General features: G+C 64.4%; 10 protein-coding genes, 1 tRNA gene, 1 other RNA gene and 1 pseudogene. 4 read left to right on the forward strand and 9 right to left on the reverse strand.

Translation table 11 applies throughout. From position 1 onward, the window contains the following. On the reverse strand, nt 1–1,221 hold a 1,221-nt coding region (locus tag ACYVE9_RS06955; RefSeq protein WP_461026847.1), incomplete at its 3' end, for a DNA polymerase III subunit gamma and tau. A gap of 199 nt (nt 1,222–1,420) precedes the next feature. Continuing rightward, nucleotides 1,421–1,519: signal recognition particle sRNA small type (gene ffs / locus ACYVE9_RS06960), an RNA gene on the reverse strand. Nucleotides 1,520–1,649: 130 nt separating this feature from the next. Here ffs and ACYVE9_RS06965 point away from each other — a divergent pair. Then, nucleotides 1,650–1,734 (forward strand) — tRNA-Ser (locus ACYVE9_RS06965). Nucleotides 1,735–1,800: 66 nt separating this feature from the next. On the opposite strand, the pseudogene ACYVE9_RS06970 reads toward ACYVE9_RS06965, so the two are convergent. Next, nucleotides 1,801–2,427 (reverse strand): annotated as a pseudogene (locus ACYVE9_RS06970) (tyrosine-type recombinase/integrase); the annotation flags it as partial. 193 nt (nt 2,428–2,620) lie between these two features. On the opposite strand from ACYVE9_RS06970, the gene ACYVE9_RS06975 reads away from it, so the two are divergent. Beyond that, nucleotides 2,621–2,959 carry a hypothetical protein gene (locus tag ACYVE9_RS06975; protein WP_461026848.1) on the forward strand — a complete coding sequence of 113 codons (339 nt, stop codon included), beginning with the start codon at nt 2,621–2,623 and terminating at the stop codon, nt 2,957–2,959. Beyond that, nucleotides 2,956–3,282 (forward strand): hypothetical protein, encoded by a 327-nt coding sequence (locus tag ACYVE9_RS06980; protein ID WP_461026849.1) that lies wholly within the window; start codon nt 2,956–2,958, stop codon nt 3,280–3,282. Before ACYVE9_RS06975 ends, ACYVE9_RS06980 begins: the two co-directional genes overlap by 4 nt. A 466-nt stretch (nt 3,283–3,748) precedes the next feature. Here ACYVE9_RS06980 and ACYVE9_RS06985 read toward each other — a convergent pair whose 3' ends face one another. The 6 genes from ACYVE9_RS06985 to ACYVE9_RS07010 all read right to left on the reverse strand — a co-directional run bounded on the left by ACYVE9_RS06985 (nt 3,749) and on the right by ACYVE9_RS07010 (nt 10,148). Beyond that, a complete protein-coding gene (locus tag ACYVE9_RS06985; protein ID WP_461026850.1) occupies nt 3,749–4,972 on the reverse strand; it encodes an ABC-three component system protein in 1,224 nt (407 codons plus the stop codon). Nucleotides 4,973–5,480: 508 nt separating this feature from the next. After that, complete coding sequence (locus tag ACYVE9_RS06990; RefSeq protein WP_461026851.1) at nt 5,481–5,735, reverse strand: ABC-three component system middle component 6; 255 nt, start codon at nt 5,733–5,735, stop codon at nt 5,481–5,483. After that, nucleotides 5,735–6,703 carry an ABC-three component system protein gene (locus ACYVE9_RS06995; RefSeq protein ID WP_461026852.1) on the reverse strand — a complete coding sequence of 323 codons (969 nt, stop codon included), beginning with the start codon at nt 6,701–6,703 and terminating at the stop codon, nt 5,735–5,737. Before ACYVE9_RS06995 ends, ACYVE9_RS06990 begins: the two co-directional genes overlap by 1 nt. A gap of 771 nt (nt 6,704–7,474) precedes the next feature. Continuing rightward, a complete protein-coding gene (locus ACYVE9_RS07000) occupies nt 7,475–7,975 on the reverse strand; it encodes a YfbM family protein (RefSeq protein WP_461026853.1) in 501 nt (166 codons plus the stop codon). A 684-nt stretch (nt 7,976–8,659) separates the two neighbouring features. Then, entirely contained in the window at nt 8,660–9,259 is a 600-nt protein-coding gene (locus ACYVE9_RS07005; RefSeq protein ID WP_461026854.1) for a hypothetical protein, read from the reverse strand. A gap of 379 nt (nt 9,260–9,638) precedes the next feature. Then, nucleotides 9,639–10,148 (reverse strand): peptidoglycan-binding domain-containing protein, encoded by a 510-nt coding sequence (locus tag ACYVE9_RS07010; RefSeq protein ID WP_461026855.1) that lies wholly within the window; start codon nt 10,146–10,148, stop codon nt 9,639–9,641. Nucleotides 10,149–10,886: 738 nt separating this feature from the next. Between ACYVE9_RS07010 and ACYVE9_RS07015 the strand changes: the two genes are divergently transcribed. Beyond that, on the forward strand, nt 10,887–11,277 hold a 391-nt coding region (locus ACYVE9_RS07015; protein ID WP_461026856.1), incomplete at its 3' end, for a helix-turn-helix domain-containing protein.

The raw sequence follows: 11,277 nt of genomic DNA on the forward strand, positions 1-11,277 counted from the left end.
TGGCGCGGGCGCAGGCGGAGCCTGGACGGACGCGGGCGGGGCGGCGGACAGGGCGCCCGCCTGCACGCCGCGTTCCAGCCGGTCCAGGCGGGCCTGCAACGAGCGTTCGTCCGAGTAGGTCGCGGGCAGCAGCACCCGGGCGCAGATCAGCTCCAGCTGGAGACGCGGCGAGGTCGCCCCGCGCATCTCCGTCAGACCCGTGTTGACCAGGTCGGCGGCGCGGCTCAGCTCGGCCGCGCCCAGTACCGACGCCTGCGCCTGCATGCGTTCCAGGACATCGGCCGGCGCGTCGATCAGGCTCTTCTCGGCGGCGTCCGGGACGGCCGCCAGAATCACCAGGTCACGCAACCGCTCCAACAGGTCGGTGACGAAGCGCCGCGGGTCGTGACCGCCCTCGATGACCCGGTCGACGACCTCGAAGGCCGCCCCGCCGTCCCCGGCGGCGAACGCGTCCACCACCGAGTCGAGCAGCGCGCCGTCGGTGTAACCGAGCAACGCCGTCGCCATCGGGTACGTGACGCCCTCGGCCGCGGCGCCGGACAACAGCTGGTCCATCACGGACATGGAGTCCCGGACCGAACCGCCGCCGGCCCGCACGACCAGCGGCAGCACCGTCTCGTCGACCGGGATCGCCTCCCGCTCGCAGACCTCGGCGAGATAGTCGCGCAGCGTGCCCGGCGGGACCAGACGGAACGGATAGTGGTGGGTGCGCGAGCGGATGGTGCCGATGACCTTCTCGGGCTCCGTCGTCGCGAAGATGAACTTCAGGTGCTCCGGGGGCTCCTCGACCACCTTCAGCAGGGCGTTGAAGCCCGCCGGGGTGACCATGTGCGCCTCGTCGATGATGTAGATCTTGTACCGGCTGGAGGCGGGCCCGAAGAACGCCTTCTCCCGCAGGTCACGCGCGTCGTCCACACCACCGTGCGAGGCCGCGTCGATCTCGATCACGTCGATCGAGCCGCCGCCGCTCCTCGCCAGGTCCACACAGGACTGGCAGGTGCCGCACGGGGTGGGGGTGGGGCCCTGCTCGCAGTTCAGGCAGCGGGCCAGGATGCGCGCGCTCGTCGTCTTGCCGCAACCACGCGGCCCGCTGAACAGGTAGGCGTGGTTGACGCGGTTGTTGCGCAGCGCCTGCTGCAAGGGGTCGGTGACATGCTCCTGCCCGATGACCTCGGCGAAGGTCTCGGGGCGGTAGCGGCGGTACAGGGCGAGGGACGACACGGGTACGACGGTAGCGGAGCCGGCTGACATCCGGACGCCCCCGGCCCGCCCTCACTCCCCCGAGAACCCCACCACGCCCGGCAGCCCGCCGACTTCACCGGACCCACCCCCGTGTGGCGTCCGCCACAGCCGGGACCGACCTTGCCGACCCGGCACGCGGACGTACCTCCGGAGCCCCGGACCACGGGCGGCCTCCGGGAACGACAACGCCCCTCACGCACCCGCCAGAGCCAACCTACCCTTGCTGCCTTCCGGCCCTGGGGGAGTTCAGTCAGATAGCGCCACGTGAGGGGCTGCGCCCACCCTACCCGACACCGGACCGTGGATCGAGCCACCCTCCCACCCGGGACACCTCACCCGGATCGGTTGACGATCATGCCCGGGACCGTGTTCGCGAGCACTGCTCCACGTCTTGTATTGTTTGCGGCGGAGGATTCGCCTAGTGGCCTAGGGCGCACGCTTGGAAAGCGTGTTGGGGGCAACCCCTCACGAGTTCGAATCTCGTATCCTCCGCCGTGCTCTCACCGGGCACAATGTCGAAGGCCCCCGCTGTCCGCAGCGGGGGCCTCCGACGTTGTCTCAGCGCTCGTTGTTCTGGTCTTTGTCCATAGGGGCGTTCGGTGCGGGCCCCCAGATGGCGTCTGCGATCTTCTGCGCCACCTCCTTCAGCATGGCATCGGGCACGTGCAGGTACCGGGCGCGCATCCGTGAGGAGGTACCTGCCTCCCAGCCCATGATCTGGTCGATCACGCGGTCTGGGATGCCGAGCAGCATGAGGACGGTGGCAGCGGTGTGACGGGCGTCATGCAGCCGCGCGTCACGTACCGCAGCGTCCTCCAGCAACTTCTTCCAGTCGTGGTAGTCCGTGTTCGGGCTGAGCGGCCCGCCGAGCGGCTTCGTGAACACGTAGTCGGACTCGGTCCACAGGTTGCCGGCGGTCTTGCGCTCCCGCGCCTGGACCTCCTTGTGCTTGCGCAGCATTACGACCAGGGGGCCCGGCAGGGGCACCGCGCGACGGCCGGCGCGCGACTTGGTGTTCTTCGTTTCGCGCCGCGCCTGCTTGCGGTCCGGGCAGTACCCGGCCTTCCTGCCGCAGGGATCTACCTCCTTGCACCCGTGCTCGTACTTCGGGCGCAGCCGGTTCCGGCGCAGCTTCAGGTACTCGTGGTCCAGGTCCACATCGACCCAGCGCAGCCCCAATGTCTCCAACCGAGGAGACAGCGCCAGCGGCCCCCACCTCACCAACCCAGCCGGCACCCGACGACACCCACGGCCGCGGACTGGCCATCGTCGCGATGCTGACCACTGAGCTGGCCGTCACCCGCCACGCTCACGGCCACACCGTCACCGCCCACCTCGCAGAGCGCCACCCGCAGCAGATGGACGACAAGGCCACCGCATGCTGACCGCCCCGCCTCTGCGGATTGCGCCGAGCTGCTGGGCCGAAGCCCTGGCCTACCTCCCAGCGGAGCACCGCACCATCCCCCTCGGCACACGACGGGCCACCACGCCCCGTCTCGCACTGCGCTGGTTACGCCACCGCGCGGCACACATCGCTGACCAGCTCGACCCATGGGAGGCCGGGCCCGTCCGGCAGTGGCTCCACGACCACGCAGAGCACGAGCACGCGTTGGCCATCCTCGCCCAGGGAGGCAGCTACACGTTCACCGCGTTCGACGACACCACCCGCTACCTCCTCACCGTCAGCCCCGCACACCCCCAGGGACACCGCCCATGATCCAGCCCACCGAACCGGCCGACGAGAACGAGATCCTGTACCGGTACGAGATCACCACCGCCATGAACAACGTCATCCGCGCCTGCCAAGACGTCGTCCACCGCCACAGCAGCCTCAACAACTGGGCGCCCGCAGGCACCAGCGCCCCTATGACACCCACACACCGCGACCTCATCGACAAAGCCCGCAAAGACGTCCTCAGCCGACTGCATCTCGTCGTCCAGGCAGCAGAGACCGTCGCCTACGAGATCGAACGCCACCGCCAACGCGTCGCCCACAACCGCACCAAGGCCCGCGACAGCGACAGCGACCAGAGTGAGTAACAACTTTCTCTAAGCCTTCAAGGCGGCTCGCTCCGCTCACCGCGCGCGCCCCGGCCCCCGGCCGGGCCTGCGCTCCTGTCTCCGCCCCGCTCCAGCCCGGCCGGGGGTCGTGCCGCGCGCCGATGAACGAGCCGAGAACGGTAAGGCGAGCACCTTGGGCAGGCCAGGGAGGGCCGAAGCAATGCCTCCGGCGAGGATCGGCCGGCACCGGGATGAGAGGGGGCGCCGTCGGGCGCTGCGGGTCCGTAGGAGCGTGCGCGGGGAGTTCCCATCCCGTCCGCCATCGGCCCAGGCAGAGCCGAGCAGACGCGGCCCATGGCGTCCAGGTCGTTCGTACAGTGGCGCGCTCCACCTGGACGCCATGAACCACGCCCGCTCCACGGTGTGTGGGTCACGGACGGGATGGGAGCAAGTGAGAGCCGGGGGGAAGGTGAGATTTGAGCCCTTGGCCGTTTGCTTCCGTGGACTAGTCGAATCGGAATCCGAAGAGGCCTCCCTCATCATTTTCATCCGTCAGTCTAGTGTCCAGGGCGTAAGGGGCGGCGTCAAAGGCACCATCACTTTGCGCTTCTACGCTCGCAATAAAGTCAGAGTTGAGCGTCACAATGTATTGGAAACCGTGTTCTTCCGCGAGCCTCGCGCCGATATTAAGGCAAGAGGCAACCTGTCGCCCATCGATGGCATCGAAGAGATGGCTGTCATGAACGAGCACCCGCGGGGCCCTTCGAGCCTTAATGGCCGCAATCTCGCACACGACGTCGAGCATGAAAGTCTCAACACTCCGGACGCCGGTACTAGCGTCGCCTGAGATCCTCGGCTCCACACTGAGGATTCCCTTAGGTGTCAAAGACACCAAGAGAGAGGCCTCGCGGTCGGTGTAGATTTCCGCACCGAGCTCACTGAACAGTAAAACGGACTCATCGATCTTCTCATCCCGTTCGTTCATTTCAGTTCGAACAGAGGCAATTAGTTCTGCAGTCCGAAGCTTGACTGTGTCATTAATTGTGCTGATCGAATTCGCATCTTCAAGACGTCGTTCCAAGTCCGCGATGTTTGCCTCTTGTTTGGCGAGATCACGTTGCATGCTCATAAAGGTGTCGAGCGCGACAGTCTCTTCGAGAATCTGCATAACTTGGGACCGCGCGCGGTCTAGCGCTCGACGCTCTATATCAATGGCATCGAGGCGGGACGTAACCGCGTTGAGCTCTTGCTCCAAGAATGAGCGCCTATTACGAACAACGGACTCGTGAAAGACAGCTACCTCGTCGTAGCGCCTACTGACAACGTCTGGGAGTACGAGCCCAATCTCGGCATAAACACGCGCGAGCTTCGCAGTTAGCTCATTGCTCTCAGAAGCCACCACTTCATCGCGCAACGCTTCATCAAGTTCACGTGATCGGCGCTGCAAAGCCAAGGCTTCATCGTTGAGCCTCTGAATCGAACCACTAAGACCGTCGGCCTCTTGTTGATGACTGGCGTACTGCTCATCAACCCTGAAAGAACGCATGCTTTCCTGCATGCGGTCTCTCTGGCGACGGGCTGTCGCAAGCTGAGCGCGAAGCGCTGATTCATCGAGAGAAAGGTGTGCGATAGCCCCGTCTCTTACTGCTTTACGGATCGCCTTACCCTGCTTCGTAAGGCGATCCAGGTCACCAGCTTTACCCAAGATTTCCGGTGCCAACCCCAGCATGAACCCGAGCTTGACCCCGGACTCCCAGTCAGCCTCAGACTGATGACCCTTGATGGGGTTGCCGAAGTAAGTTCGGATTAGCTGCCCCCAAATTTGGCCGGCGGTCGGCCGGTTCACGTTTGGAGGGATTCGAAACACATTCCGACTCAGCATACTGCGCCACACGTCAACGTGGAGGTCTCGCGCCCCCTCAGAAGCCGACCAGCCGGACACGTCGACTCTTGTCGTAGGTGAGACGGAACGCGTGACAGTCACCGTCTCATTAACATCACCGCTTACCGCTGGGAGTGAAAGAGACGCAATGAATTTATGATCTGAAAGCTCAGGGGCCTTGAAATCTGGAGGCAAATCGCCGCCAAGGACGTACCGCAAGATCTTGACGAAACTTGTCTTGCCAATGCTGTTCCTACTATCACCCTGCGCCGACGCCTCTGTGCGATCAGCTACAAGGATATTCAACCCTTCATGAAAGCTTAGGGTTTTAAATCTGGCATCGGATGAAGTGAGCCTACTGAGAAACATGGGAAGTCCTGATATAGCCACCATCCGACACGTCCACAACCCTCATTGCGTAGAGGGTTGCCAGCGCAAGCGAAAACCAGTCGAATGTAACCCGATGAAGCCTGCTTGTCGCGTCTTGTCGAGTATTGTATCGCTCCCACAATCCCGACACCGACATTGGGTCACGCAATTCCTCTAGGATCTCCGATCCGATTGTCATCAGGGCGCGTTCCGGCGAAACTCCCTTAGTGGGCAAAAGCATCAGGCAACTCCCTCCCCGGATGTTGATCTTGGAACCGGCGGCATTTCAAAAATATGACACGAATCAAAGAAGTACGAAACTACAGCGAAAGCCGCATTGGCGCGCTTCCCATCCATCCGGAAGTTGCCACCAGCCACCGATACGTAGAGCCGCTCAAGAATCTCTGCAGGATCGGCAGTAATCGATCTAGCTTCTTTATAGAGGGTTCGAAACCGCTCTCCCTGTGCATCGTAGAGATCTGGGTCAGAGGACTCGGCATACCAGCGATCGATGCGTGGAGCCAGAAGTCGCCCGGCATTAAACTCAAGACGGCTCGCCTCAGGAAGGGTGTTGAATTCCATTTTGGTAGCTGGAACGGGCAACACGCTTCCACCGACTTCGGCAGCCGAATCATGGGTGCCGAGGGTATCAAGCAGGGGCAGCAGATCTGAAAGCTCAATATTTTCGATTCCAGGCGCGCCCGGGAAGAGTGAGTCGAGAACTGTATCGCTTAGGGTTCCCACCACTTCCGTCCAGAGTCTATTTGGTGTTACAACTCGGATTGTAAGCGGTCGGGTGGAGGACGGGCCGTGCGCTTGCTGCAATTGAGTGATGGACCTCAATGCCACGGGCCCAACTGGCGCGTTCGTCACAAACTTCCACGTATGAAAGGTGTCCCATTCAGCCAATCCACGACTGAAATCCGAGTTGATCTTTCTTGCTAGCTCTCGCTCAGCATCACGACCTGGCCTCTGTCCATAACAGGCGTAAAAGATTGTGCCGGACTCGGCCAATCCATCGCACCCGCCGTCCCCCAGCGAGCCAGACGGCGCCGGATTCAGGTAGTCGTCGTGGAAGTGATATAGCACTTTAGAAACGTAATCTTCGAAGGCATTACCAGACTCAAAACATGCTTGCTGATGGCGGAAATGATACCAATCGCGCCAGTTTGACGTTCGCAGCATCATCGCCTCCGTCGTTGCAGTCATCGCCTCATGCCCTCCTTCAAGGTTACAGTCGACTGCGCCAGGTAGGACAGAAAGTAGTCGAACCCTGCGTCGGCCAGATCTGTGCTCTTTGCCAGAGCAGTGCTCGCGCCTGAGGCGAACCCTGACGAAGAGTCAGGAGACGGGCGTCCCAAGTCTCATCGCCGGCCAGGGGCACGTCGCGCTACTACCCCCACCAAGGTGACTTGACGAAGCGCGACCAAGCCGAGCCAAGAAGAGTGCGAGCAAGCGCCGCAAGAAGTGAGCGGGAGTCGCGGCAGGTGAGTGTCTAACTGCGTGACAACGCCGACGAACACAGGCGGACGAGCGCGAACGTCTGCGGACCAACGAGGCAGGTGAGTCACGCAGCGGCCCAAGGCAGCGCCCCCGTCCCGGTTGCTTCGGGACGAAGAGGTCCTCACCCAAGGTCTCACCCACCACGCTTCCGTCGGCGCAGCTTGCTCTGGTCGACGGCATGGCAGCGTGGCTGAGGCCGGTGGGGGTACCGCGAGGCACACGCGCGCCTGGTCGGTTGGCTGGCCCGACGTCGTGGCGGGCTGTCGTCGGCTGAGGTACCGACACTCCGGGACGCCGCCAAGGGACGAAGGGGCCGTGCCTTTTGCGTGCCAGATCCTGCGGGGAACCACGGGGAACAGCGGGAAGCTACCGCGGTGCGACCAGGACTCCCAACGTGACTCCGCCGCAGGTGAGCGCAGCGACCGCCCCCAAAGAACCCGAACTTCCCAAGCTGAGGTCTCACCGCGTCGTGGCGCGTCAGTCCAGCCAGACGAGCATCGCGTCGTCCGCCGTGGCTGCGGCCTCGAAGAACTGTGTGAGACCGTCGTACCAGGGAAGCCCCCACTCGAGCGAGTCGGCCTCACTCCATCCGAGCGGATACACCTCGGCGCTGGTCAGTTCAGCAAGATCCACACCACTGATGAGCTGGGCATAGCTGGTAGCCCGTAGAGCTTCCGCCGCGAGCCGGACCCGCTCAGGCCTCAGGTACCTCGGAGGCCCGTACCCCCAATCCTCATCTTCGGCGAACGGCTCCTCACCGTGGATCACGTTCACTGGGAACTCGGCACGCGCCAGCAGGAAGCGGAGCATGTCCCAGGTCTTGTACGTGCTGAAGTGGCGCGCTTCGGCCGGCGCAGGCTCCGTCTCCTCTTCCGCGTCCTGGACCTCTTCGACCAAGTCCAAAGCCCAGTCAGGATCTTGGATGGCTCGGTCAAGCTCAGCAGTCGTGACACGCAGGTACTCACCGATCATGCTCATGGCCGGAGACTAGGCGAGGCCACTGACAACGGCCGTCGGACGGGCCCGTCTCAGTTTCCGTCTCATTCAGTCAGGTTCACCGGCGTTCAGCCGAGGCCCGGAGCCGATCCCAGCCTGGTGCCGAACCGCCAATGAACGCAGGTGAACGCTCCCGCACACACCCCACCACCCCACCAACACAGTTGGAAAGCGTGTTGGGGGCAACCCCTCACGAGTTCGAATCTCGTATCCTCCGCCGTGCTCTCACCGGGCACAACGTCGAAGGCCCCCGCTGTCCGCAGCGGGGGCCTTCGACGTTGTGGGGTGCAGTCGTCACAGTCACCGCCGATCCGACGCGCACGCCCTGTTCGTCACCGGCAGCCGAGAGATCCAGCGGTTGCGCCAGCGCGACGATCTCAGCATCGGGCCCAGGGGCTTGTCCGTCCTGCTGTTCACGATCAGGCCGGCCGACGGAGAACCGGACGGCCCGGTCGGTCACCGGTACCGGCTCGGCAGGTGACCGACCAGGAGGCCTGCGGCTTCGGGGTCTCTGCCGGACGGGCCTGCATGGAGTTCGGGCAGATCCCCTGCGGCGACCGGCTGCCCCTCTCGTGTCGCCGACGGTGACGGCGAGGGTTGCCGCCGCTACTGGCCCGACAGACATGGTTCTGGCTGGCCGGACCGGTAAGGCGCATGCGCGTGGTTTCAGTTGGCCCAGATGACTGGGCTGCTGCTGTACGCGTCGCCCTCGTTGAACTTGGCGCCGGTGACGGGCGCTCCCCTCGTGGCGCTGAGCGCGCAGGTCTCGTACGAAGCGCCCTCGGTCTTGAACTCGGAGGGCGCGACCTCGTTGTCACACTTGCCCGGGATGTCACCCATCAGTATGACGCCGGTGCCGGCACCGTCCTCCAGCACGCCGTCCAGCTTCAGTGACGCGTACGACAGGTCGGTGCCGCCAACGTTCTCGACCTTCATCTTGATGAAGTAGGGCGTCATGCCCTTTGCCTTCTCACCGAAGGCGGCCATGTCGGCCTCGGCGCCCTTCTCGATCGCCGTGACGGTTACGGCGATGGTGCCCTTCTTGTCGCTGGTGTACTCGAACGGCAGGACTGCCCTGTCGCCGACCTTGAGCTTTGTCCCCGGCTCTGCGACGTCTCCCTCGGCCGGCGTGCCACCAGCGTCTCCGCTGTTGTCATCGGCAGCCGGGGTTTCGCTGCTCGGCGCGGGCGGGGCCGACGCCGGTGGTGAATCCTGCACCGCCGCCTCTTCCTCATCTCCGCCGCAGGCCGAGAGCGCGAGTCCCATGACGGCCATAGAGGCCGCAAAAACCATCCGTCGCTTGTGCACTGTTTCCTCGCCGATATGAAGGCTGCCCCATATGGCAGTCTTGAACTTTCTGTTGTTTCGAGAATTTACTGACAACGCCGCCAGGCATGTCAGGACGACTGCCTGGCGGCGTCGCTTCGTTGACTCACGCCGAGGCACATTCCGGGATGCGGTGGACAGACCCCGGAATCAGAACCTGGTGGTACGACTCAGGGGTTTTTCCTCCCCGGCAGCCGGCTTTCCGGCCAGGTCCCTCGCGGCGGTTTCGTCCCCCGCCGCAGCCTGCGCATCCGCTGTGCGTCGACAGTGCCCCTCGGGCAGTCCGGCAACGTCATCGGATATGGCTCGGCCGGTCGGATCAGAGCGTGGACGGGTTGCTGCAGGAGTTCAGCAGCGCACCACGATCGTAATAGTGGGGCCACCGCATCTTCCCTCGTGTCTGGGGACCGTAGGCGCCGTCCGCGCTGCCGGCGAGGTTGAGCTTGTTGATCTGGAGCCACCTCACTGCCTCGACCATGCCGTTGCCGTAGATACCGTCGACGCCACCGGAGTTGTGGACCTTCGTGGAGGCCCAGGTGCCGGGGTAGCAGATGATGATGGCCTGCTGAAGAGCCTTGACTGCCGAGGAAGAACCCTCGTAGTAGCTCAGGTAGCAGGAGATCCCATTTCCCGAACGGGCCGGAATCTTGTAGTCGTTCTTCCCGCCGAGAGTGGGAACGTCACGCCATGAGGTGGTATTGCAGGGTCCGTAGGCGGCGTGGGCCGGGGTGGTCATCGCCGGGCTGGCCGTCAGGCCGGCAGTGGCAAGGAGGGACAGTGCCCCCAGCACTCCGATCCGCATGCGGGTCGACATGGATACTCGTTGCACGATTCAATCCTTCTGGTCCGTGGTTCATTTCTCGGAGACGACTTCTTTACGAACTCCTGCTGAGGGTTTCGTGGATGTCGCTCAATTTCGCGAGGCAGACGGAATCTGGCCTCGGATCTGGCGTGCCCGGAGCCAACCAGGCTCCACCTCGTGTTGGTCTCGGAGACGCCCTTCTGGGCGGAGTCGCCCGCCCTCCGCCTCCGCCTCTCTGACGGAGCGTCGTCAAGGGTGTTGACGACCGTGCCTGCCCGGTTCCGGCCACCGTCCGGGATGTTCTGGTATCAGGAGTCCTGGAACCACCCGGACACGTTGCGGCTGGAGTGTGAGCCGCCGTACAGGCACACGCTGGGGTAGGCGCAGTCATGCATGCTTCTGGCGGATGCGGAGGGTGCCGTCAGCGGGATCGCGGTCACGGCCAGTCCGGTGGTGAGCAGGCCGCCGTCAGCTTTCTGTTCGGCATCATGGGAACACTCCTGTCAGGCAGCGTGAACGGCGCCGACCGCATCCGGCCGGCTCGGCAACGAGACTGCGGGAGCGGCGCGGCGGTCGGCTACAGCTGCCGCGGAAGTGACCCCGTCCCGAGACGTCCCGCGTTCCGGCCTGCGGGGACGCCGACCGCCAAGTCCCTGCGGCGGGACCACGGCGCCGGAGGAACGGCCGGTTCCGCACCCGGGCGGAGGTCCGCCGGGCTGTTGCGGCCGGTTCCCGCACTGTGTCGCCCGTGACAGCTGGTGCAGAATGAGAGCGACGTATGGAGGCCGCGCCTGCGGTCCGGAACGTGATGGGAAAAGCGTGCCCCGCTGGAAGGAACTGCCCGCGGAACTGCCTCCGCCCGCCCGTCAGCTGATCGTCCGGCTACGCGGGCTGAAGGACCGCAGCGGGCTCAGCTCGCGGCAATTGGCCGCGCGGACCGGATACAGCGCGAAGTCGTGGCAGAGGTACCTGAACGGTAGGTCCCTACCGCCGCAGGAGGCCGTGGCTGCGATGGCCCGGGTCTGCGGTGAGGATCCGGCCGGCCTGCTGGCGCTGCGCGAGATCGCCGCCCAACACTGGCTGGAGGGACGGCAGGCCCCCTCCCGGGCGCCCGAGAGCCCGGCCGCGGCCCCGGCGCAGGTCCCCGGGGAGCGGC

The sequence above is a fragment of the Streptomyces sparsus genome (genome assembly GCF_054776295.1).

Coding starts and splice junctions, on each gene's coding strand:
- ACYVE9_RS07000 (WP_461026853.1), bottom strand. CDS start 7,975: ATGAGCATGATCGGTGAGTACCTGCGTGTCACGACTGCTGAGCTTGAC.
- ACYVE9_RS06990 (WP_461026851.1), bottom strand. CDS start 5,735: ATGCTTTTGCCCACTAAGGGAGTTTCGCCGGAACGCGCCCTGATGACA.
- ACYVE9_RS06975 (WP_461026848.1), top strand. CDS start 2,621: ATGCTGACCGCCCCGCCTCTGCGGATTGCGCCGAGCTGCTGGGCCGAA.
- ACYVE9_RS06995 (WP_461026852.1), bottom strand. CDS start 6,703: ATGACTGCAACGACGGAGGCGATGATGCTGCGAACGTCAAACTGGCGC.
- ACYVE9_RS07005 (WP_461026854.1), bottom strand. CDS start 9,259: ATGGGACTCGCGCTCTCGGCCTGCGGCGGAGATGAGGAAGAGGCGGCG.
- ACYVE9_RS06985 (WP_461026850.1), bottom strand. CDS start 4,972: ATGCTGGGGTTGGCACCGGAAATCTTGGGTAAAGCTGGTGACCTGGAT.
- ACYVE9_RS06980 (WP_461026849.1), top strand. CDS start 2,956: ATGATCCAGCCCACCGAACCGGCCGACGAGAACGAGATCCTGTACCGG.